19 protein-coding genes and 1 pseudogene are annotated in these 21,210 nt (G+C 64.8%); 13 read left to right on the forward strand and 7 right to left on the reverse strand.

The genetic code is table 11. From position 1 onward, the window contains the following. Window positions 1-27: 27 nt before the first annotated feature. The 3 genes from EYB42_RS05005 to EYB42_RS05015 form a co-directional block, all read right to left on the reverse strand. Window positions 28-576: an ImmA/IrrE family metallo-endopeptidase gene (locus EYB42_RS05005; RefSeq protein WP_167850928.1), complete on the reverse strand. Its 549-nt coding sequence runs from the start codon at window positions 574-576 to the stop codon at window positions 28-30. Beyond that, window positions 576-4,268: a vitamin B12-dependent ribonucleotide reductase gene (locus tag EYB42_RS05010; RefSeq protein WP_135448754.1), complete on the reverse strand. Its 3,693-nt coding sequence runs from the start codon at window positions 4,266-4,268 to the stop codon at window positions 576-578. Before EYB42_RS05010 ends, EYB42_RS05005 begins: the two co-directional genes overlap by 1 nt. A gap of 464 nt (window positions 4,269-4,732) precedes the next feature. Next, window positions 4,733-5,623, reverse strand: a complete 891-nt coding sequence (locus EYB42_RS05015) for a DMT family transporter (RefSeq protein WP_135448755.1) — start codon at window positions 5,621-5,623, stop codon at window positions 4,733-4,735. Between the two features lie 142 nt (window positions 5,624-5,765). On the opposite strand from EYB42_RS05015, the gene EYB42_RS05020 reads away from it, so the two are divergent. The 6 genes from EYB42_RS05020 (at window position 5,766) to rarD (ending at window position 10,304) form a co-directional block, all read left to right on the forward strand. Continuing rightward, complete coding sequence (locus EYB42_RS05020) at window positions 5,766-6,662, forward strand: DMT family transporter (protein ID WP_135448756.1); 897 nt, start codon at window positions 5,766-5,768, stop codon at window positions 6,660-6,662. A 51-nt stretch (window positions 6,663-6,713) separates the two neighbouring features. Next, on the forward strand, window positions 6,714-7,991 hold the full coding sequence (eno, locus tag EYB42_RS05025; RefSeq protein ID WP_135448757.1) for a phosphopyruvate hydratase: 1,278 nt from the start codon (window positions 6,714-6,716) through the stop codon (window positions 7,989-7,991). 4 nt (window positions 7,992-7,995) lie between these two features. Beyond that, complete coding sequence (locus EYB42_RS05030; RefSeq protein ID WP_135448758.1) at window positions 7,996-8,328, forward strand: YrdB family protein; 333 nt, start codon at window positions 7,996-7,998, stop codon at window positions 8,326-8,328. A gap of 39 nt (window positions 8,329-8,367) precedes the next feature. Beyond that, window positions 8,368-8,904, forward strand: coding sequence for an rRNA large subunit pseudouridine synthase E (locus EYB42_RS05035; RefSeq protein WP_135448759.1), 537 nt, complete (start codon window positions 8,368-8,370; stop codon window positions 8,902-8,904). Next, on the forward strand, window positions 8,901-9,320 hold the full coding sequence (locus tag EYB42_RS05040; RefSeq protein WP_135448760.1) for a cupin domain-containing protein: 420 nt from the start codon (window positions 8,901-8,903) through the stop codon (window positions 9,318-9,320). Before EYB42_RS05035 ends, EYB42_RS05040 begins: the two co-directional genes overlap by 4 nt. A 78-nt stretch (window positions 9,321-9,398) precedes the next feature. Beyond that, window positions 9,399-10,304: an EamA family transporter RarD gene (gene rarD / locus EYB42_RS05045; RefSeq protein WP_135448761.1), complete on the forward strand. Its 906-nt coding sequence runs from the start codon at window positions 9,399-9,401 to the stop codon at window positions 10,302-10,304. An 87-nt stretch (window positions 10,305-10,391) separates the two neighbouring features. On the opposite strand, the gene EYB42_RS05050 is transcribed toward rarD, so the two are convergent. Further along, a complete protein-coding gene (locus EYB42_RS05050) occupies window positions 10,392-11,492 on the reverse strand; it encodes an anhydro-N-acetylmuramic acid kinase (RefSeq protein WP_135448762.1) in 1,101 nt (366 codons plus the stop codon). 55 nt (window positions 11,493-11,547) lie between these two features. Here EYB42_RS05050 and tyrS point away from each other — a divergent pair, with 55 nt between their 5' ends. After that, on the forward strand, window positions 11,548-12,798 hold the full coding sequence (gene tyrS, locus EYB42_RS05055) for a tyrosine--tRNA ligase (RefSeq protein ID WP_135448763.1): 1,251 nt from the start codon (window positions 11,548-11,550) through the stop codon (window positions 12,796-12,798). A 37-nt stretch (window positions 12,799-12,835) separates the two neighbouring features. On the opposite strand, the gene EYB42_RS05060 is transcribed toward tyrS, so the two are convergent. Together EYB42_RS05060 and EYB42_RS05065 are read right to left on the reverse strand one after the other, a co-directional pair. Then, window positions 12,836-13,408, reverse strand: a complete 573-nt coding sequence (locus EYB42_RS05060) for a peptidylprolyl isomerase (RefSeq protein ID WP_135448764.1) — start codon at window positions 13,406-13,408, stop codon at window positions 12,836-12,838. A 179-nt stretch (window positions 13,409-13,587) separates the two neighbouring features. Next, window positions 13,588-14,100, reverse strand: a complete 513-nt coding sequence (locus tag EYB42_RS05065; RefSeq protein ID WP_135448765.1) for a peptidylprolyl isomerase — start codon at window positions 14,098-14,100, stop codon at window positions 13,588-13,590. Window positions 14,101-14,239: 139 nt separating this feature from the next. Between EYB42_RS05065 and EYB42_RS05070 the strand changes: the two genes are divergently transcribed. From EYB42_RS05070 to EYB42_RS05095, 6 genes are all read left to right on the forward strand, one after another. Beyond that, on the forward strand, window positions 14,240-15,430 hold the full coding sequence (locus tag EYB42_RS05070) for a phosphoglycerate kinase (RefSeq protein WP_135448766.1): 1,191 nt from the start codon (window positions 14,240-14,242) through the stop codon (window positions 15,428-15,430). Between the two features lie 49 nt (window positions 15,431-15,479). Continuing rightward, the gene (locus EYB42_RS05075; RefSeq protein WP_135448767.1) at window positions 15,480-16,364 is read left to right on the forward strand and encodes a fructose bisphosphate aldolase; all 885 of its coding nucleotides are present in this window, start codon (window positions 15,480-15,482) and stop codon (window positions 16,362-16,364) included. 112 nt (window positions 16,365-16,476) lie between these two features. Next, on the forward strand, window positions 16,477-16,779 hold the full coding sequence (locus EYB42_RS05080) for an FtsB family cell division protein (RefSeq protein WP_135448768.1): 303 nt from the start codon (window positions 16,477-16,479) through the stop codon (window positions 16,777-16,779). Between the two features lie 255 nt (window positions 16,780-17,034). Next, a complete protein-coding gene (pdhA, locus tag EYB42_RS05085; protein ID WP_135448769.1) occupies window positions 17,035-18,021 on the forward strand; it encodes a pyruvate dehydrogenase (acetyl-transferring) E1 component subunit alpha in 987 nt (328 codons plus the stop codon). 13 nt (window positions 18,022-18,034) lie between these two features. Further along, window positions 18,035-19,420, forward strand: a complete 1,386-nt coding sequence (locus EYB42_RS05090) for a pyruvate dehydrogenase complex E1 component subunit beta (protein WP_135448770.1) — start codon at window positions 18,035-18,037, stop codon at window positions 19,418-19,420. Window positions 19,421-19,429: 9 nt separating this feature from the next. Next, a complete protein-coding gene (locus EYB42_RS05095; RefSeq protein WP_135448771.1) occupies window positions 19,430-20,764 on the forward strand; it encodes a pyruvate dehydrogenase complex dihydrolipoamide acetyltransferase in 1,335 nt (444 codons plus the stop codon). Between the two features lie 91 nt (window positions 20,765-20,855). Here the strand turns inward: EYB42_RS05095 and EYB42_RS17275 are convergent. Next, a pseudogene (locus tag EYB42_RS17275) lies at window positions 20,856-21,210 on the reverse strand (hypothetical protein); the annotation flags it as partial.

Raw genomic sequence — 21,210 nt, forward strand, 5'->3', positions numbered from 1 at the left:
GGGAGGGAAAGGTCTACTGAAGCTGGCTCAGAGCCCGCGACGCTTCAGCGCCCGCTCCACAACCTCTTTCGAGAACGCGAAATGGCGAGACAGCGCGTCCAGATCCCTCCCGTATAGCCCAAGGGCTCCCTCCAGAGCTTGGTTGCCAAAAATGACAGCGTCGGCCCATTGATTTGCCTCGCTCTCTTCGAGCATCCCGGCAAGGTCATATACTTGGTCCAACGTATCGCCAGTCGCCCTATGCTTGACGGGCGCAAGAGGATCGCACGGGTCGACATGCAGGTAATAGTGGCCCACTTCGTGCAAAGCGCTGAAGCGCTGCCGCAAGCGCGGGTGCCGGCTATTCAGAACCACCTCGTAGCTTTTTTCGGCCCAGGTATCGGGCACGAGTTTGCCAGAGACGGCATGGGGCATAGCTTCAAAACGGCAGCCAAACCCGAGTTCCCGCAGCAAGTCACCCACCGAAGCAGGTAGCGATTTGTTCATGAAGTTGAACTGCCTGAGCGCATGCGCATCGGCGCCGGTGCGAACGACACTCAAGGCATCATTGAGGGTGAGAAACTGCTTCTTGCCCATCAGCTGCACCCGGTCGTGGCGCCACAGCTGTTGCACTTCAGGCAGGTGCCGTTGCGGACCAGCGTATAGTTGCCGCATTCGCCGCAGCTGTCACCGGTATAGCCCTGCAGCTTGGCCTTGGTGCGCGCATCCGCCGTGCTGATCGCAAAGCTGCTGGTGGTTTCCGAGAAGCCCGAGACCCTTGTCTCCGACAGGACCGCCGTCAGGGGCGCGGCGCTGTCGGTGCCGGTCGCCAGCCCCCCGCCGAAGCCGGTGGCCCCCTGCCCGCCCCGCAACACCACCAGTTCCTGCGGCAGGCGCTTGCGCATGTAGCCGGTCGAGGCGACCTGCTTCAGCACCTCGAGCGATTTCGAGGCCGCGATCTCGCTGGGTTCGGCGAAGTTGCGCTTGCCTTCCTCGTCGCCCCGGCCGAGGTCATCGAAGCTCGCCCCCTTGGGCGCGACATGGGCAAGGTCGGTGCGGTCAAGATAGCTGATCGCCAGTTCCCGGAAGATGTAGTCGAGGATCGAGGTCGCGTTCTTGATCGAGTCGTTCCCCTGGACCATACCGGCGGGTTCGAACCGGGTGAAGGTGAAGGCCTCGACGAATTCCTCCAGCGGCACGCCGTATTGCAGGCCGACCGAGACCGCGATGGCGAAGTTGTTCATCATCGCCCGGAAGCCCGCGCCTTCCTTGTGCATGTCGATGAAGATCTCGCCCAAGCTGCCATCGGCATATTCGCCGGTGCGCAGATAGACCTTGTGCCCGCCCACGATCGCCTTCTGGGTATAGCCCTTGCGGCGTTCCGGCAGCTTCTCGCGGTGGCTGCGGACGATCTCCTTGACGATCACCTTCTCGACGATCTTCTCGGCCACGACCTGGGCCTTTTCGGTGACCGTGCCCGAGGCGAGCAGCTCTTCGGCCTCGTCGTCGTCCTCGATCAGCGCAGAGGCGAGCGGCTGGCTGAGCTTGGAGCCGTCGCGGTAAAGCGCATTGGCCTTGATACCCAGCGAATGCGACAGTTCGTAGGCTGCCAGCACATCAGCGATGGTGGCGGAGTTCGGCATGTTGATCGTCTTGGAGATCGCGCCCGAGATGAAGGACTGGGCGGCAGCCATCATGCGGATGTGGCTTTCCACCGACAGATAGCGGGTGCCCTTCTTGCCGCAGGGATTGGCGCAGTCGAAGACCTTGTAGTGTTCGGGCTTGAGGTGCGGAGCGCCTTCCAGTGTCATGGTGCCGCAGACATGATCGTTGGCGGCCTCGATCTGCGCCCTGGTGAAGCCGAGGTGACGCAGCAGGTCGAAGGTCGGATCGGCAAGTTTTTCGGCGGGGATGCCGAGAGTGCCCTTGCAGAAGTCCTCGCCCAGCGTCCACTGGTTGAAGACAAAGCGTATGTCGAAGGCCGAAGGCAGCGCAGCCTCGATCTTCTCGATCTCGCGCGGGCCAAAGCCGTGGCCGATCAGCGCGGTGTGGTTGATCGCCGGGGCCTGGCCGAGCGAGCCGTGGCCGACGGCATAGGCGACGATCTCGGCGGCTTGCGACGTGGAATAGCCGAGGGCCTCCAGCGCGGCAGGGACCGACTGGTTGATGATCTTGAAATAGCCGCCGCCGGCAAGCTTCTTGAACTTCACCAGGGCGAAGTCGGGCTCGATGCCGGTGGTGTCGCAGTCCATGACGAGGCCAATGGTGCCGGTGGGCGCGATCACCGTGGTCTGGGCGTTACGGTAACCGTAGGCCTCGCCCAGGCGCAGCGCCTCATCCCACGCGGATTTGGCAAGGGTAACAAGGCTTTGGTCGGGGCAGTTCGCATGATCCAGCGGGACAGCCGGGACGTTCAGCCCTTCATACTGGCCGGTCGCATGGGCCGCGGCGCGGTGGTTGCGGATGACGCGCAGCATGTGCTGCTTGTTCCGCTCATAGCCCGCGAACGGCCCCAGTTCCTTTGCCATCTCGGCGCTGGTGGCATAGGAGATGCCCGTCATGATCGCGGTCAGCGCACCGCAAAGGGCGCGGCCTTCGTCCGAGTCATAGCCGAGGCCCATGTTCATCAGAAGGCCGCCGATGTTGGCATAACCCAGGCCAAGGGTGCGGAAATCATAGGAGAGCTGGGCGATTTCCTTCGAAGGGAACTGCGCCATCATAACGCTGATTTCCAGCGTGACCGTCCACAGGCGGGTGGCATGCACATAGGCCTGGGCGTCGAAGCGGCCGTCCTTGTAGAAGGTCAGCAGGTTCATCGACGCCAGATTGCAGGCGGTGTCGTCGAGGAACATGTATTCCGAGCACGGGTTCGAGCCCCGGATCGGCCCGTCCTCGGGGCAGGTGTGCCAGGCGTTGACGGTGTCGTGGAACTGGATGCCGGGGTCGGCGCAGGCCCAGGCGGCATGGCCGATCTGGTCCCACAGATCGCGTGCCGAGACGGTCTTGGCCACCTTGCCGTCGGTGCGGCGGATCAGCTCCCAGGGCAGATCCTCCTTCACCGCGCGCAGAAAGGCGTCGGTGACGCGGACCGAGTTGTTGGAGTTCTGGCCCGAGACCGAGATGTAAGCCTCGGAATCCCAGTCGGTGTCGTAGGTCGGGAATTCGATCGAAGTGAAGCCCTGCCGCGCGTATTGCAGCACGCGGTTGGTATAGGTGTCGGGGATCATCGCCTTCTTGGCTGCCTTGATCGCAGCCTTCAGAGCGGCGTTCTTCGCCGGATCGGTGGCATCCCCTTCCGCGCCGTCCCACTGGCGGATCGCGGCGAAGATGTCGTTCAGCCGCGCCTCGTGCATCTTGGATCCGGCCACCAAAGAGGCGACCTTCTGTTCCTCGATCACCTTCCAGTTGATGAATTCCTCGATGTCGGGGTGATCCATGTCCACGATCACCATCTTGGCCGCGCGGCGCGTGGTGCCGCCCGACTTGATCGCCCCCGCCGCGCGGTCGCCGATCTTGAGGAAGCCCATCAGGCCCGAGGACTTGCCGCCTCCCGAAAGCTTCTCGCCCTCGCCCCGAAGGCTGGAGAAGTTGGTGCCGGTGCCCGAGCCATACTTGAACAGCCGCGCCTCGCGCACCCAGAGGTCCATGATGCCGCCTTCGTTCACAAGGTCGTCCTTCACCGACTGGATGAAGCACGCATGGGGTTGTGGATGTTCGTAGGCGCTGTCGGACTGGGTCAGCTTGCCGGTCCTGTAGTCCACGTAGAAATGGCCCTGGCCGGGGCCGTCGATGCCGTAGGCCCAGTGCAGGCCGGTGTTGAACCACTGCGGCGAGTTCGGCGCGGCCATCTGGCGGGCCAGCATGAAGCGCATCTCGTCATAATAGGCACGGGCGTCGGCCTCGGTGGTGAAATAGCCGCCCTTCCAGCCCCAGTAGGCCCAGGCGCCTGCCAGACGGTCAAAGACCTGCTTGGCCGAGGTCTCGCCAGTGTAGCGCTGGTCCTCGGGCAGGCTGGCCAAGGCCTCCTCGTCTGCGACCGAGCGCCACAGGAACTCGGGCACGCCCTTTTCCCTGACCTTCTTCAGCGCCGCCGGCACACCTGCCTTGCGGAAATACTTCTGTGCCAGAACGTCGCTGGCGACCTGGCTCCAGCCTTCGGGGACTTCCACCGCGTCGTTGCGGAAGACAACCTTCCCGTCGGGGTTGCGGATTTCCGAAACGGTGGTCGTGAAGGCCATGGCCCCATAGGCGCCGGTGGCCTCGGTGGTGAAGTGCCGCTCGATCTTCATGCCCCTGAACTCCCGTTCTTGCGGCCAATAAGGCCGATGAATGCTGCAATCTTGCGCGGGGTGCCGATCCGGTTGCAGCGAAAGACAACAACCCGCCATCCTGCCGGCCTGCACCGGCGGGAGGGGCGCATCCGTTCCGGATGCCCTTTCTACTGGGTCAATCTGCCTGTCCACTGCGGCACTAGATTTTGTGGTTTCCCCTGCCGCTTTATCAAACTGTCGTAATCATGACAGTCGATCAACGGGAAAATTTTGCCTTCATCGAAATTTTCTCCCTTGACGTTGGGCTGCCACACCACCCTGTCAGCGGTGCAGCAGACGCCCCCCTGTGGACAGGTTTGGGGACAAGGTTCGAGCAGTTTGTGAAGTGTCCCCGATTTCGCAGAAATGCAGCGCGCTTGACCGGCCGCCTTGCAGCCGGAGGGCCCACGCCAATTCGGCGCCGGGCGATTCTGCACAGGCCTTCAGAGCGCCGGGCGCGCCGGCCGATTGATCAGCACGATTCCGGCCGCGACCAGACAGGCCGCGCCGAGAATCGGCAAGGTGACGGATTCGCCGAAGATCAAGGCACCCAGCAGAATGGCCAGGATCGGGGTCAGGAACGAGAACGAGGCCACGGTCGAGGCCGGATAAACCGACAGAAGCCAGAGCCATGTGACGAAGCCCCCGGCCACCACGACCGACGCCTGGAACACCAGCCAGAACAGATGGGCCGGTTGCAGATCGCGGATCAGCGGGCCGAACGCCGGCGCCGCCAGCAGAAGAATCGGTCCAGAGACAAGGACCATCCAGAACAGCTGCATCTTGGGCCCCTCGTCCCGCATCACCGGGCGGCGCGCGATGAAGGCGGTCCCCGCCCAGCCCCAGGAACCGCCCAGGGCGAAAAGGTCGCCGATCAGACTGCCTTCGCCCGAAGCACTGCCAGCCAGGATCGCCCAGGCCGCCCCGGTGAAGGCCATTGCAAGCCCAAGCGCCCGGATCGGCGTGATCCGTTCGCCAAGACCGAAATGCGCGATGATCGCGAACCAGACCGGCATGGAATAGAAGATGACCGAGGTGCGCCCCACCGTCGTCAGGTCGAGCGCCATGAAAAGGCAAAAGAACTCGGCTGCGAAGACGGCGCCCATCAGCAGGCCCGGGCCAAGGGCGCTGCGCCTCAGTCGCGGTGGACGGTGCCGGAAAAGCAGCAAGGCCCAGACGAACAGCACTGCCAGCGCTGACCGCAGACCCGCGAAGAACACAGGCTGCAAGCCCTGGTTCACCTGCTTCACGATTACCTGGTTGAAGGCCAGAAGCAGCGTCACCCCCAAAAGGACTGATCCGCCGAAGGCATCAAGCCGATCCTTGCGCTGCATGCTCTTGCTCCTTGCCGCCCGGCACTTGTGCATGGCCTGCGCGGCGGGAACAAGGCCGCGATGCCCAAGCGTGGCGGGATCAGCCACCTTGATCGAGGTGCAGACGCTTTCCTTCGCTCCGCGGCGGGCATAGAACGGCCCGATGGCCCGCAGCGAACCCCGAAGCGATAACCTGACAGGCATCCTTCTGATGCTGGCCGAGATGGCGCTGTTTGCGGTCGAGGACCTGTTCCTGAAACTTGCTGCCACTGGCCTGCCCGTCGGTCAGATCGTCCTGATTTCAGGTGCCCTTGGCGCGCCGGTGTTCTGGGTCATGGCGCGCAGGCAAGGGCGGGGAATCTGGGTGAAGGAAGCGCTTCATCCCGCTGTCTTTGCAAGAAATGCCGGAGAAATGATCGCTGCGGCAAGTTACGTCGCCGCCCTTGCCGCAGTGCCGCTTGGCACCGTTGCCGCAGTGTTGCAGGCGCTTCCGCTGGCCGTCACCATGGGCGCTGCCCTGGTCTTCGCAGAGCGGGTTGGCTGGCGGCGCTGGACGGCGATTCTGGCGGGCTTCGCAGGGGTTCTGCTGGTGATCCGCCCTGGCAGCGATGGCTTCCGGGTGGAAACGCTTCTGGTCCTGATCTCGGTCGCCGGGATCGTGCTGCGCGACCTTGCAGCGCGCGCTATTCCGGCCTCGGTCACGACGGCGCAGGTCTCGGCCTGGGGGCTTCTGTCGGTGACGCTGCTCGGCATCGGGATGATGCTGGCCAGCGGCCAGGCAAAGGCGGTTTCCGGACCCGAGACGATCATCCTGCTGGGGGCTGTCGTCTTCGGCACCGCGGGCTACTGGGCGGTGACGGCGGCCACGCGCACGGGCGAAGTCGCGGTCGTGGCACCGTTCCGTTACAGTCGTCTGGTCTTTTCGATGAGCCTCGGGGTGGCGTTCCTGGCTGAACGCCCCGACGGCCCGACCCTTGCCGGCGCGGGTCTGATCGTCGCTTCGGGGCTTTACGCCTTCGCCCGCGAACGGCGGCTCAAACGCGCTTCCCTCGTCGCCTGAGCCGGGGTAAAGGGGCCGGGAGAGCACCCTTCGGCCTTGAGGAAACCGCCCATGAGCACGATCATCGACATTCACGCCCGCGAAATCCTGGACAGCCGCGGCAACCCCACGATCGAGGTGGACGTAACGCTGGAAGACGGCAGCATGGGCCGCGCGGCGGTGCCCTCGGGCGCCTCGACCGGCGCGCATGAGGCCAACGAGAAGCGCGATGGTGACGCCAAGCGCTACAAGGGCAAGGGCGTTCTGGAGGCCGTCGCCGCGGTGAACGGCGAGATCGCCGAAGAGATCGTCGGTTTCGACGCGACCGAGCAGGTCGGCATCGACCGCACGATGATCGAGATGGACGGCACGCCGAACAAGTCGCGGCTCGGCGCAAATGCGATCCTGGGGGTCAGCCTTGCGGTGGCGAAGGCAGCGGCGGAATATACCTCGCAGCCCCTGTATCGCTATGTGGGCGGGACCAGCGCCCGGGTGCTGCCGGTGCCGATGATGAACATCATCAACGGCGGCGAACACGCCGACAACCCGATCGACATCCAGGAATTCATGATCATGCCGGTCGGTGCCCAGGACATCCGCGAGGCGGTGCGGATGGGGTCCGAGGTGTTCCACACGCTGAAGAAAGAACTGTCGGCGGCCGGGCATAATACCAATGTCGGCGACGAGGGCGGCTTCGCGCCGAATCTGAATTCGGCCCGAGATGCGCTTGATTTCATTCTGAAATCCATAGAAAAGGCAGGCTACAAACCTGGCGAGGACATCTACCTCGCGCTCGACTGCGCCTCGACGGAATACTTCCGGGGCGGCAAGTACGAGATGAAGGGCGAGGGCCTGTCGCTGAGCCCGGAAGAGAATGTCGAATGGCTGGCCAGGCTGGCGGCGGATTATCCGATCGTTTCGATCGAGGACGGCTGCGCCGAGGACGACTGGGAAGGATGGAAGCTTCTGACCGACAAGCTCGGCCACAAGCTGCAGCTGGTGGGCGACGATCTGTTCGTGACCAACCCCAAGCGCCTGTCGCGCGGGATTGCCGAAGGGGTAGCGAACTCGATGCTGGTCAAGGTCAACCAGATCGGCACCCTGACCGAAACATTGCATGCCGTCGAGATGGCGCACCGCGCGCGGTATACGAACGTCATGAGCCACCGGTCAGGCGAGACAGAGGACAGCACCATCGCCGACCTCGCCGTGGCCACGAACTGCGGGCAGATCAAGACCGGCTCGCTTTCGCGGTCTGACCGGCTGGCGAAATACAATCAGCTGATCCGTATCGAAGAGATGCTGGGCGAGACGGCAGAGTATGCCGGGCGGTCGATCCTGAAGGGTTGACCGCGTGCTGACCCTGGTCAACGGCGCACTGGCCTTTGCGGTCGAGATGGCGCTGCTGGCCGGGGTCGGTCGTGCAACCTACCTGACCTTCGAGAGCGGGCCGGCGGGATGGCTGATTGCCGCAATGGCCATTGCGGGCGTGACGGTGGTCTGGGGTCTATGGGCGGCCCCTGCCTCGCCCCGCCGCCTTGATCCCGGGGCACTTCTTGCACTCAAGGCAGGCCTTTTCCTGCTTGGCACGCTGGCCTGGCGGGCCGGGGGACCCGGCTGGGCCTGGCCCCTGTTCGCCGGAGCAGCCGCGCTGTCGCTGATACTCGGGCTTGCCGACCGGCCCTGACGGCTTTTAGCTGTGCCTGCGGCGGGTTATGGCAAAGACATGGCGCGGGTTATCCTTCTGAACAAACCGTATGACGTCCTTTGCCAGTTCACCGACGGCGAGGGGCGCGCGACGCTGGCCCATTTCGTGCCGGTCAAAGGGGTCTATCCGGCCGGGCGGCTGGACCGCGACAGCGAGGGGCTGGTGGTGCTGACCGACGATGGCCGGTTGCAGGCGCGGATCGCGGACCCGCGGTTCAAGCTGGAAAAGACCTATTTCGCGCAGGTCGAGGGGCTGGTGACCGAGGCAGCGCTGGAGCGTTTGCGGCGGGGTGTGGAGTTGAACGATGGCCCGACCCTGCCCGCAAAGGCCCGTGCGGTGGGGCAGCCGGGCTGGCTCTGGCCCCGGACGCCGCCGATCCGGGTGCGCAAGACCGTGCCGGACAGCTGGATCGAGCTGACGATCCGCGAGGGGCGCAACCGGCAGGTGCGGCGCATGTGCGCGGCTGTGGGGTTGCCCTGCCTGCGGCTGATCCGCTGGCGGGTCGGGGACTGGACGCTGGAGGGGCTGGCCCCCGGCGAATGGAGACAGGCATGAGCGCAGAAGACATCATCCGCAAGCTCGAACTGGAACCTCACCCGGAGGGGGGCTGGTATCGACAGACCTGGGCCGGACCGGACATCGGTGGCCGGGCCAGCGGAACCGCGATCCTGTTCCTGCTGCGCGCCGGAGAGCGAAGCCATTGGCATCGCGTTGATGCGGACGAAATCTGGCTGTGGCACGCAGGTGCCCCGCTGGTCCTGTCGCTGGGCGTGACAGCCGCAGCCGATGTGCGGCTGGGCCCGGACATCCTGGGGCGCGAGGTCGTGCAGACGGTGGTGCCGGCAGGCTGGTGGCAGGCCGCACGGTCCACGGGGGAATGGACCCTTGTCAGCTGCACGGTATCGCCCGGCTTCCGTTTCGATGGGTTCGAGCTTGCCCCGCCAGGCTGGACGCTGCCGCGCCAGATCTGAGACAAGACCTGTCTGGCGCATTGTTCCGGGCACAAGATTGTCATGGTGGCCGGCGGGCGCATTGGGTAGGGGAAGCCCATGGTCGATACCCCTGCCCTGACTGCAAGGAACGAGGACAGCCTGTCGGGCTTTCTGTTCGCGCTGACGGCCTATCTGCTGTGGGGCTTCCTGCCGCTGTACATGAAGGCGCTTGCGCATGTCCCGCCGGTCGAGGTGATCGCCCACCGGGTCATCTGGTCGGTGCCGGTGGCAATGGCGGTCTTGCTCTGGCTTCGGCGGACGGCCGATCTGACGGCCGCGCTGCGCAGCCCCCGGATGCTGGGCATGGGCGCAATGACGGCTGCGCTGATCAGCGTGAACTGGGGGATCTATGTCTGGGCCATTGGATCCGGCCATGCGCTGGATGCGGCACTGGGTTATTACATCAACCCGCTGTTTTCCATCTTCCTGGGCGCGGCACTTCTGCGCGAGCGTATCGGGCGGATGCAGGGTGTGGCCATTGGCCTGGCTGCCGTTGCCGTGGCAATCCTGACGTGGGACGCAGGGCGCCTGCCGCTGGTCGCACTGGGGCTGACGGTCACATGGGGCTTCTACGCCTTCCTGAAGAAATGGCTGCCGATCGGACCGAACCAAGGGTTCGCCCTGGAGGTACTGATCCTGCTGCCCGTAGCGCTGGGCTACATGATCTGGCTTTCCGCAACGGGGGGCGGGCATTTCCTGCAAGGGGTGGCCTGGGACGACGCACTGCTTCTTGGCTGCGGGATCGTCACCGCGGGCCCGCTGATGATCTATGCCAACGGGGCGAAACGGCTGCGGCTTTCGACAATTGCGGTGATGCAATACATCGCCCCCACGCTGATCTTCCTGACAGCGGTGTTCATCTTCGACGAACCGTTCAGCGGCATGAAGCTGCTGGCCTTTGGAATGATCTGGAGCGCGCTTGCCCTCTATTCGCTGCCGGTCCTGAGGGCACGCCTTCGCTGAGCTTCGGCAGGCCGTTCCAGGAACGATCAGGGACAGCTGCCCAAGAGCCGGATGGCCACACCGGCGCAGGGTCGCCGAGGCAGGGGCCTAGCCCTCGGGGCGGCTGATCTGGCCGCCACCGACCAGGGCCGGTGCGCCCGTCGTGTCGGGGCCCGACGTGGCCATCTTGCGCAGCACCCGCACGGCCAGAAAGGCAAAGGCCTGTGCTTCCAGCATGTCACCGTCGAGACCCAGATCCTCGACAGGCTGGACAGGGCATGGCAGACGGCGGCGCAACTCGGCCATCATCACCGGGTTGCGCCGCCCTCCGCCGGTCACCAGGATGCGGCTGACCGGCGCGGGAAGGTGCAGAAGGCCCGCACCGACGCCCGCAGCTGCCACCGCTGTCAGCGTGGCGGCGGCATCGGCGTCACCAAGGTCGTCAAGTGCCTCGACCATACTCTGGAAATCGTTGCGATCCAGCGACTTGGGCGGGGGCAGATCGAACCATGGGTCCGACAGAACCCTGGCGACAAAATCTTCGTCAACCCGGCCCCGAGCCGCAAGCGCGCCGTCACGGTCAACCGGCTGGCCGGTTCTAGCCAGCATCAGGTCGTTCAGTGGCGCATTTGCCGGCCCGGTATCGAACGCCAGCAGCGCGCCCGGCGTTTCCGGCCTATCGGCGGTGGGGTTCACGCAGGTCAAGTTGCCCACCCCGCCAAGGTTCAGGAAGGCCACCGGCTCGGTCAGGCCCAGATGGCGGGCGAGGGCGAAATGATAGAAAGGCGCAAGCGGCGCGCCCTGCCCGCCCATGGTGACATCGGCACTGCGGAAATCCCAGACGATCGGCAGGTCCAGAACCTGCGCCAGAAGGGCGCCGTCCCCGCACTGGTGCGTACCGCGCCCGGCCGGGTCATGTGCCAGGGTCTGGCCGTGGAAGCCCACCAGTTCCGCCCCGGTGAACCGGGCCAGAAGCTCGACATGCGCATCCTCGACAACACGGGCCGCCTCGGCGACGCCCGGCTCACCAGGCCAGCGCCCCAGGGCGGCACGGATCGTGGCCTGTTCCTTCGCGCTGTAAGGGCGGAAGGCCGAGGGGCCGAAGCTCTCGATCGTGATCCCGTCTGTCCTGATCATGGCGGCATCGACACCATCGAGCGAGGTGCCGGACATCGCGCCCAGCGCCCACAGGGCCCCTTCCTTGCGCATCTTCCCTTAGGCTCCCGCCAAAGATATACCGCGCGCATCCTAGACCGAGGCACCCATGCACTACCATCCGAAATCTGACTTCATGCGCGTGATGTTCGAGCGCGGCTTTGTTGCCGATTGCACGGACTATCAGGCGCTTGACGAGGCATTGTTGAAGGGTGTGGTGCCGGCCTACATCGGCTATGACGCGACCGCGCCCAGCCTGCATGTTGGGCATCTGATGAACATCATGGTGCTGCGCTGGTTGCAGAAGACGGGCCACAAGCCGATCACGCTGATGGGCGGGGGCACGACCAAGGTGGGCGACCCCTCGTTCCGGTCGGAGGAGCGGCCGTTGCTGACGCCCGAGGCGATCGACGCCAACATCGCCGGGCTGAAGAAGGTCTTTGCAAACTATCTGACCTATGGCGAGGGCCCGACCGACGCCATCATGTTGAACAATGCCGAATGGCTGGACAATCTGAACTACCTGGATTTCCTGCGCGACATCGGGCGGCATTTCAGCGTGAACCGGATGCTGTCCTTCGAGAGCGTGAAGTCCCGGCTGGACCGCGAACAGTCGCTGTCGTTCCTGGAATTCAACTACATGATCCTGCAGGCCTATGATTTCCTGGAACTCTACCGGCGCTACGGCTGCCTGTTGCAGATGGGCGGGTCGGACCAGTGGGGCAACATCATCAACGGGATCGACCTGACCCGCCGCGTGGTGGACAAGGAGATCTATGGGCTGACCACGCCGCTGCTGACCACCAGCGACGGGCGCAAGATGGGCAAATCGGCGCAGGGCGCGGTCTGGCTGAACGGCGACATGCTGAGCCCCTACGAGTTCTGGCAGTTCTGGCGCAACACGACCGACGCCGATGTGGGCCGGTTCCTGAAGATCTTCACCGAACTGCCGGTCGAGGAATGCGACCGCCTGGGCGCGTTGAGCGGGGCCGAGATCAATCAGGCAAAGGTTGTTCTTGCGAACCATGCCACGACCCTTCTGCACGGGGCCGAGGCAGCGGCGGCGGCCGAGGCAACGGCACGCGAAGTGTTCGAAAAGGGCGGAATCGGCGACGACCTGCCCACCGTGGCTCTGGAACCCGAAGAGCTGGCCGAAGGTGTGGGCATTGTGCAGCTTCTGGTGCGTGCGGGCCTGGCATCCAGCGGCAAGGAGGCCAAGCGTCTGATCGCGGAAGGGGGCGCGCGGGTGAACGACGAGCTGATCACCGACCCGGGCCTGCGCTTCGGCGCGAGCCATCTGATCGAGCCGATGAAGCTGAGCGCAGGCAAGAAACGCCACGCATTGGTGGTGATGAGCTAGCAATTGGGGTGGGTCATGCGCCCACCCCGCGCAGGTCTCATTCCTGGACGGTGACCTTCACCATGACATCGGCGGGGGCGGTAACTTCGCCGTTCCGCCCCTCGCCCCGCTTGATTGCGTCCACGACCTCCATACCGGAAATCACCCGGCCGAAGATCGTATACTGCCCGTCAAGAAAGCTGCCGTCATCGAACATGATGAAGAACTGGCTGTTGGCCGAGTTCGGATCCTGCGCCCGCGCCATGCCGACCATTCCCCGCTGGAAGGACAGCGCGTTGGTGAACTCTGCCGGGATGTCGGGCATGGCAGAGCCGCCCATGCCGGCCATGGAAAGGTCGCCCCCGGCCTTGCCGTATTGCACGTCGCCCGTCTGCGCCATGAAGCCGTCGATGACGCGGTGGAACACCACGTTGTCATAGGCGCCCTCTTTCGCCAGCGCGACGACTTGCGCCACGTGTTTCGGCGCCACATCGGGCAGAAGGTCGATGACCACGGTGCCGTTGGCCTGACCGGCGATCTCGATCACGAGGTTCGGGCCGGGGCCGTCAGAGTCCTGGGCAAGCAAGGGCGTCGCCGCAAGCGTCAGGGCGACGACAAGTCTGCGCAGCATGAGATGTCCTTTCGAGATGTTGGTTCGGAGGCCTTGTCCATGGCCTTGGCCCCTGCGTCAACCGGGGAGGCATCACATCCGCGGGGGCTGTCCGGCAGGCCTGCCGCATCCCGCCAGGGGTGGGCGGGGCAAGGCACGATGGCCTGCCCCACGACCAGCCGGTCACGCCGGAACTGCCGTCACAGAACGTCGGCCGCCACGCGGACCGAGATCATCCGGTCCGGGTTGGCCGGCGGCTCGCCGCGCGTGATCTTGTCCACATGCTCCATCCCCGAGATCACGCGGCCATAGACGGTATATTGGCCATTCAGGAAATGATTGTCGCGGAAGTTGATGAAGAACTGGCTGTTGGCCGAGTTCGGGTTCTGCGACCGCGCGGCGCCCAGCGTGCCCCGGTCATGTGGCAGTTTCGAGAATTCCGCCGGCAGGTCGGGATATTGCGACCCGCCCGTGCCCGACCGGCGAGGGTTGTAGTTCGGGCTGGCCATGTTGCCATGTTCCACATCGCCGGTCTGGGCCATGAAGCCGTCGATCACCCGGTGGAAGGCCACGTTGTCATAGGCCTTGTCGCGGGCAAGCTGCTTCATCCGCTCGGTGTGCTTGGGCGCGACGTCGGGCAGCAGCTCGATCACCACCTCGCCGTCCTTCAGGGTCATGATGATGGTGTTTTCAGGGTCCTTGATGTCGGGCATCGGGGTCTCCTTCGGGTTTGCGGTCGGGCGCGACCGTAGCGGCGGCATCCGGCCAAGGAAAGCACAAAGCGTCGCAACCTGTTGACGCGCGCGTGATAAGGGCGGCATGTGCTGGCAGGCTTTCAAGGAGGATGATGCGATGCCCTGGAAAACGCTGGACGAGATGGACCTGGCCGGCAAGGTGGTGCTGGTGCGGGTGGACATCAACGTGCCGATGGAAGCCGGCCGTGTCACCGACATGACCCGGATCGACAAGATCAGGCCCACGGTGGACGACATCATCGCCAAGGGCGGCAAGGTTGTGCTGCTGGCGCATTTCGACCGGCCCAAGGGCAAGGTCGTGCCCGAGATGAGCCTTTCCCATGTCGTCGATGCCCTGGCCGGCTCGCTGGGGCGGAAGGTGGTCTTCGGCACCGACTGCGTGGGGGCACCTGCCGCCGAGGCCATCGCCAAGGCCGGGCCGGGCGAGGTGGTGCTGCTGGAGAACACCCGCTTTCACCCCGGCGAGGAGAAGAACGATCCCGCGCTTGCCGCCGAGATGGCCAAGCTGGGCCAGGTCTATGTGAACGACGCATTTTCTGCTGCGCACCGGGCGCATGCCTCGACCGAGGGGCTGGCGCGGCTGTTGCCGGCGGCGGCGGGGCGGCTGATGGAGGCGGAGCTGAGGGCGCTGGAGGCGGCGCTGGGGTCTCCCGAGCGGCCGCTGGTCGCGGTGGTGGGGGGCGCGAAGGTCTCGACCAAGATCGATCTTCTGGCGAACCTGGTGACCAAGGTCGATCACCTGGTGATCGGCGGGGGCATGGCGAACACCTTCCTTGTGGCCGAGGGGATCGAGGTCGGCCGGTCGCTGGCCGAACGCGAGATGGCCGAAACTGCGCGCGAGATCCGGCACCGGGCGCAGAATGCGGGTTGCCAGATCCATCTGCCGGTCGATGTGGTGGTGGCGCGCGAGTTCAAGGCCGGGGCCGAGAGCCAGGTGGTCGATGTCCAGATGTGCCCACCGGATGCGATGATCCTGGATGCGGGGCCGAAGACGGTCGCGGCGCTGGAGGCGGTCTTTGCCGGGGCAAGGACGCTGATCTGGAACGGGCCACTCGGCGCGTTCGAGATCAAGCCCTTCGATGCAGCGACCAATGCGGCCGCGCAGGCGGCGGCGCGGCTGACGAAGGCGGGCAGGCTGATTTCGGTCGCGGGCGGCGGCGACACGGTTGCGGCGCTGAACGCGGCGGGCGTCGCGGGGGATTTCACCTTCATCTCGACCGCAGGCGGGGCCTTCCTGGAATGGATGGAAGGCAAGGAACTGCCAGGTGTGAAGGCGCTGATGGGTTGAGCGGGCGGCCCCCGGGGGCTATGCCACAGGGATGTTGCGGGAGAGGACCATGATGAACACGAAGATGCTGGAGAAGGTGCGGAACGGGCGGGGCTTCATCGCCGCGCTGGACCAGTCGGGCGGATCCACGCCCAAGGCGCTGAAGCTGTATGGAATTCCGAAAACCGACTATTCCGGCGAGGCGCAGATGTTCGACCTGATCCACGCGATGCGGACGCGGATCATCAAGTCCCCCGCCTTCAGCGGCGACAAGGTGCTGGGCGCGATCCTGTTCGAGCAGACCATGGACCGCACCATCGACGGCATCCCCACCGCGACCTACCTGTGGGAGAAGCGCGGCATCGTTCCCTTCCTGAAGATCGACAAGGGGCTGGAAGCGGAAGCCGACGGGGTGCAGCTGATGAAGCCGATCCCGGGCCTCGACGCGCTGCTTGAACGGGCGGCGAAGGCGGGGATCTTCGGGACCAAGGAACGCTCGGTCATCAATGCGGCCAACCGCAAGGGCATCGCCGCCATCGTCGCCCAGCAGTTCGAGATCGGCCGCCAGGTGGCCGCCCACGGGCTGATGCCGATCCTGGAGCCGGAGGTCACGATCTCGATCCCCGACAAGGCCGAGGCCGAGGCGATCCTGCAGGAGGAGATCCTGAAGGCGCTGGAGGGCTACGAGGGCCAGGTGATGCTGAAGCTGTCCCTGCCCACGGTGCCGGATTTCTATCAGCCGCTGGTGAAGCATCCCAAGGTGCTGAAGGTGGTGGCCCTGTCGGGCGGCTACAGCCGGGACGAGGCGAACCGGATCCTGGCGCAGAACCACGGGATCATCGCCAGCTTCAGCCGCGCGCTGAGCGAAGGCCTGTCGGCCCGGCAGACAGACGCGGAATTCGACGCGGCCCTGAAAGAAGCGATCGACAGCATCTACGCTGCCTCGATAACCTGAGACGGCGGCCAAGCCGTTGCCCCAAGCATATTTTCGGGATTCACAAGCCGATCCTGATATGCCATGCTTTTTCTAATGCCCCCGACGGATGAGGGGGTTTAGGGGCTAGGGCATGGCGTCGGCAGGTGTTCGCCGCGGTTTTGGTGGGGTGATCTATCTGATCCTGGCCTTCGGACTGGGCGTGTATTTCACTTTCGCGGCGGTGCAGGGCGACTACGGGATGTTCGCCCGCATCGCCATCAATGCCGAAGCCGCCGATCTGACCGAAGAGCGTGACCGTCTTGCCGCCGAACTTGCCGAGATGCAGAACCTGACCCGTCGGCTGTCGGACGACTATCTGGACCTCGACCTGCTGGATCAGCAGACCCGCGATGTCCTGGGCTACATGCGGGCCGACGAGATCGCCATCCGCTGACGTGCCTCTGGTCACCATCCGGGGCGGAGCAGTCAGTTGCCACCTTGCGCCTGCCCTGTACCTGGAAGCGAGGGGAAGCAGTTCCCCTGATGCGACGAGGCGGCTCACGCCCGGGTATGCAGCCGGGTTTCGCGTGCTGCATGGGGGCATGACCTGCAAGCATGGCGCCGGGCAAATTTCCGTTGGCCCAATAATCATCGATGGTGTATGGATGGTTTAACGCTAAACCATTCCGCGACCCATGGGAGGAGCCCGATGGCGAAAAAGCCGGAGACGAGACCGAATGTCTCGAAGGAAGAACTTCTGAAATATTACCGCGAGATGCTGCTGATCCGGCGGTTCGAGGAGAAGGCGGGCCAACTTTACGGCATGGGGCTGATCGGCGGGTTCTGCCATCTCTATATCGGGCAGGAGGCGGTGGTCGTGGGCCTGGAGGCGGCCGCGAAGCCCGGCGACAAGCGGATCACCAGCTATCGCGACCACGGCCACATGCTGGCCTGCGGGATGGATCCGAAGGGCGTGATGGCCGAACTTACCGGCCGCATCGGCGGCTATTCCAAGGGCAAGGGCGGCTCGATGCACATGTTCTCGAAAGAGAAACATTTCTACGGTGGGCATGGAATTGTCGGCGCACAGGTGCCGTTGGGCGCGGGTCTTGCGTTCGCTGACAAGTATCTGGGCAATGACAATGTGACCTTCACCTATTTTGGCGACGGCGCGGCCAACCAGGGCCAGGTCTACGAGACCTACAACATGGCCGAGCTTTGGGCGCTGCCGGTGGTATTCGTGATCGAGAACAACCAGTATGCGATGGGCACCAGCGTCAAGCGGTCCACCAAGTCCACGACCCTGTATGGCCGGGGTCTGGCCTACGGCATCCCGGGCGAGCAGGTGGACGGAATGGACGTGCTGGCGGTGAAGGCTGCGGGTGAGAAGGCTGTAGCGCACTGCCGGGCGGGGAACGGGCCATACATCCTGGAGATGATGACCTACCGTTACCGGGGCCATTCCATGTCGGACCCGGCCAAGTATCGCACACGAGAGGAGGTCGAGAAGATCAAGACCGAAAAGGACTGCATCGAGCATGTCCGCGATCTGCTGACGCAGGGCGGGCTGGCGTCGGACGAGGAGCTGAAGGCCATCGACCGTGAGATCAAGGCGATCGTGAACGAAAGTGCGGAATTCGCCAAGGAAAGCCCCGAGCCACCGCTGGACGAGCTCTGGACCGACATTTACGCCTGAGGGAGGAGACGTAATGGCCACTGAAGTTCTGATGCCCGCGCTGTCCCCGACCATGGAGGAAGGCACGCTGGCGAAATGGCTGGTCAAGGAAGGCGACCGGGTGAAGTCCGGCCAGATCATCGCCGAGATCGAGACCGACAAGGCGACGATGGAGTTCGAGGCGGTCGATGAGGGAATCCTGGGGAAGATCCTGGTTCCCGAAGGGACGGCGGGCGTGAAGGTGAACACGCCGATCGCGGTGCTGATGGACGAGGGCGAAAGCGTCGGTGATACGACCCCAGCCCCGGCAGCGGCGTCTTCGGTGGCGACTGCCCAGGTGGCAGCGCCTCCCACCTTGGTGGAGGTTAGGGCTGAAGCCCGACCTGCGCCAGTTGCCGCAGCGGGTTGGCCGCATTCCGACCTGCCCGAAGGCACGCCGACGAAGACCATGACGGTGCGCGAGGCGCTGCGCGAGGCTATGGCCGAGGAGATGCGCGCCGATCCGACCGTCTTCCTTATGGGCGAGGAAGTGGGCGAATATCAGGGCGCCTACAAGATTTCCCAGGGCCTGCTGGACGAGTTCGGCGCGCGCAGGGTGGTCGATACGCCGATCACCGAGATGGGCTTTGCCGGGATCGGCGTGGGTGCCGCCTGGGGCGGACTGAAGCCGATCGTCGAGTTCATGACGTTCAACTTCTCGATGCAGGCGATAGACCACATCATCAACTCGGCGGCCAAGACCCTCTACATGTCGGGCGGGCAGATGGGCAGCCCCATCGTTTTCCGCGGCCCGAACGGGGCGGCGGCGCGGGTGGCGGCACAGCACAGCCAGGACTTCGCGGCCTGGTATGCGGCAATCCCGGGGCTGAAGGTCTGCATGCCCTACACGGCGGCGGATGCGAAGGGGCTCTTGAAGACCGCGATCCGAGACCCGAACCCGGTGGTCTTCCTGGAAAACGAGATCCTTTACGGGCGGTCCTTCGAGGTGCCGGCCGAGGGCGATTTCACCATTCCCTTCGGCAAGGCCTCGATCCTGCGGCCGGGGTCGGACGTGACGGTTGTCTCGTTCGGGATCGGGTGCAGCCACGCCATGTCGGCAGCGGAGGAGCTGGCGAAGGACGGCATCAGCGCCGAGGTGGTGAACCTGCGCACCCTGCGGCCCATCGACTATGACACGGTGCTGGCATCTGTGATGAAGACCAACCGCTGCGTCACGGTCGAGGAAGGCTTCCCGGTGGGGTCGATCGGCGACCATCTCGCCAGCACGATCATGCAGCGGGCGTTTGATTATCTGGACGCGCCGGTCGTGACCTGCACGGGGAAGGACGTGCCGATGCCCTATGCCGCGAACCTGGAGAGGTTCGCGCTGATCACCCCGGCGGAGGTTGTCGCCGCGGTAAAATCCGTCTGCTACCGGTGAGGTGAGGCCATGGCGACCGAAATTCTGATGCCGGCCCTGTCTCCGACCATGGAGGAGGGCACGCTGGCGAAATGGCTGGTGAAGGAAGGTGACACGGTGAAGTCCGGCCAGATCCTGGCCGAGATCGAGACCGACAAGGCCACGATGGAGTTCGAGGCCGTCGACGAGGGTGTTATCGGCAGGATCCTGGTGGCCGAAGGGACCGCCGGGGTGAAGGTCAACACGCCCATCGCGCTGCTGCTGGACGAGGGCGAGGATGCCACCTCGGCCGCGGCGGGGCCTGCATCGGCGGCGCCCGCGAAGAGCGAGGCGAGGGCGAGCGATGAGCGGCCGGTTGCGGCGCCCGCTGCGGCGGCATCCCCTGCCCCGGCGGCCCCGGTTGCCGCGAACGGGGCGCGCGTCTTCGCGTCGCCGCTGGCGCGACGAATCGCGAAGGAGAAGGGGATCGACCTGACGACTGTCAGGGGATCGGGCCCGCATGGCCGGATCGTCCGCGCGGATGTCGAGGGGGTGCAGCCGGGCGCGGTGACGCCAGCGGCGGCTCCGGTTGCGGAAGCGCCCAAGGCGGCCCCTGCCCCGGCAGCGGCCCCAGCTGCCACGGCGATGCCGACCGGTCCGGCGACCGAGACGGTGCTGAAGATGTATGCCGACCGCGTTTACGAGGAAGTGCCGCTGGATGGCATGCGCCGGACCATTGCGGCGCGGCTGACCGAGGCCAAGCAGACCATCCCGCATTTCTATCTGCGGCGCGAGGTGCGGCTTGATGCGCTGATGGCCTTCCGCGAACAGCTGAACCGGCAGCTCGAAGGGCGCGGCGTGAAGCTGTCGGTCAATGACTTCATTATCAAGGCCTGTGCGATGGCGCTGCAGGCGGTGCCGGCGGCCAATGCGGTCTGGGCCGGAGACCGGATCCTGCGGCTGAAGCCTTCTGACGTCGCGGTAGCTGTGGCGGTGGATGGGGGGCTCTTCACGCCAGTCCTGCGCGATGCGGAGAAGAAGCCGTTGAGCGCACTGTCGGCCGAGATGAAGGATCTGGCGTCACGGGCGAAGACGAAGAAGCTGGCTCCGCATGAGTATCAGGGTGGCAGCTTCGCGATCTCGAACCTCGGGATGATGGGGATCGAGAACTTCGACGCGGTCATCAACCCGCCGCATGGCTCGATCCTGGCGGTGGGCGCGGGAGTGAAGAAGCCGGTGGTGATGGCGGACGGGACCATCGGGGTGGCGACGGTCATGTCGATGACGCTGTCGGTGGATCACCGAGTGATCGACGGTGCCTTGGGCGCCGAGTTTCTGAAGGCGGTGATCGAGGCACTGGAAAACCCGATGGTGATGCTGGCGTGACCACCACATTGAGGCAGGGGGTTCTACCCACCGCACACCCTTGGGATACTTGCGGACAGATGAATTGGGGGGCTTTGGCCTCCCAATTCTTTCAGCGGGAGTTCAGCCTTCCGATGAGCGTCCGGGAGCGGCGAATGAACGTGACGGCGGTGCCGATGACGATGATCCATAGCGTGACAGTCAGCGTCAATTCAGCGGTATAAAGCGCTGCAAGGACGCTGCCCGCAGTCAAGACTGCCATGCGTTGCGGCTTGGCAAGGGGGCCGGAGAAATCGGCCGGGAAACCTTTGGCGCGACCGAATTCGCGAATATAGGCGGTTGTTGATTTCCACCCAGAACTGAGCCGGGTAGGCGTATAATTTCCACTGAGAATTGAGCCATGTGAACCTTCCCCCAGAGCGGTGAGCGGCGGGGGCAACGGAGTGATCCACATGGGACTTTTGAAC

Source organism: Tabrizicola caldifontis (genome assembly GCF_004762095.1).
In the GTDB taxonomy this organism is placed as follows: Bacteria; Pseudomonadota; Alphaproteobacteria; order Rhodobacterales; family Rhodobacteraceae; genus Tabrizicola; species Tabrizicola caldifontis.

Bases quoted from the DNA above. Each gene is read 5' to 3' on its own strand.
- EYB42_RS05075 (WP_135448767.1), top strand. From the start codon at position 15,480: ATGATGAACACGAAGATGCTGGAGAAGGTGCGGAACGGGCGGGGCTTC.
- EYB42_RS05005 (WP_167850928.1), bottom strand. From the start codon at position 576: ATGGGCAAGAAGCAGTTTCTCACCCTCAATGATGCCTTGAGTGTCGTT.
- EYB42_RS05095 (WP_135448771.1), top strand. From the start codon at position 19,430: ATGGCGACCGAAATTCTGATGCCGGCCCTGTCTCCGACCATGGAGGAG.
- EYB42_RS05015 (WP_135448755.1), bottom strand. From the start codon at position 5,623: ATGCAGCGCAAGGATCGGCTTGATGCCTTCGGCGGATCAGTCCTTTTG.
- tyrS (WP_135448763.1), top strand. From the start codon at position 11,548: ATGCACTACCATCCGAAATCTGACTTCATGCGCGTGATGTTCGAGCGC.
- eno (WP_135448757.1), top strand. From the start codon at position 6,714: ATGAGCACGATCATCGACATTCACGCCCGCGAAATCCTGGACAGCCGC.
- EYB42_RS05065 (WP_135448765.1), bottom strand. From the start codon at position 14,100: ATGCCCGACATCAAGGACCCTGAAAACACCATCATCATGACCCTGAAG.
- EYB42_RS05020 (WP_135448756.1), top strand. From the start codon at position 5,766: ATGGCCCGCAGCGAACCCCGAAGCGATAACCTGACAGGCATCCTTCTG.
- EYB42_RS05060 (WP_135448764.1), bottom strand. From the start codon at position 13,408: ATGCTGCGCAGACTTGTCGTCGCCCTGACGCTTGCGGCGACGCCCTTG.
- pdhA (WP_135448769.1), top strand. From the start codon at position 17,035: ATGGCGAAAAAGCCGGAGACGAGACCGAATGTCTCGAAGGAAGAACTT.
- EYB42_RS05080 (WP_135448768.1), top strand. From the start codon at position 16,477: ATGGCGTCGGCAGGTGTTCGCCGCGGTTTTGGTGGGGTGATCTATCTG.
- EYB42_RS05090 (WP_135448770.1), top strand. From the start codon at position 18,035: ATGGCCACTGAAGTTCTGATGCCCGCGCTGTCCCCGACCATGGAGGAA.
- EYB42_RS05010 (WP_135448754.1), bottom strand. From the start codon at position 4,268: ATGAAGATCGAGCGGCACTTCACCACCGAGGCCACCGGCGCCTATGGG.
- EYB42_RS05070 (WP_135448766.1), top strand. From the start codon at position 14,240: ATGCCCTGGAAAACGCTGGACGAGATGGACCTGGCCGGCAAGGTGGTG.
- EYB42_RS05050 (WP_135448762.1), bottom strand. From the start codon at position 11,492: ATGCGCAAGGAAGGGGCCCTGTGGGCGCTGGGCGCGATGTCCGGCACC.
- EYB42_RS05035 (WP_135448759.1), top strand. From the start codon at position 8,368: ATGGCGCGGGTTATCCTTCTGAACAAACCGTATGACGTCCTTTGCCAG.
- rarD (WP_135448761.1), top strand. From the start codon at position 9,399: ATGGTCGATACCCCTGCCCTGACTGCAAGGAACGAGGACAGCCTGTCG.
- EYB42_RS05040 (WP_135448760.1), top strand. From the start codon at position 8,901: ATGAGCGCAGAAGACATCATCCGCAAGCTCGAACTGGAACCTCACCCG.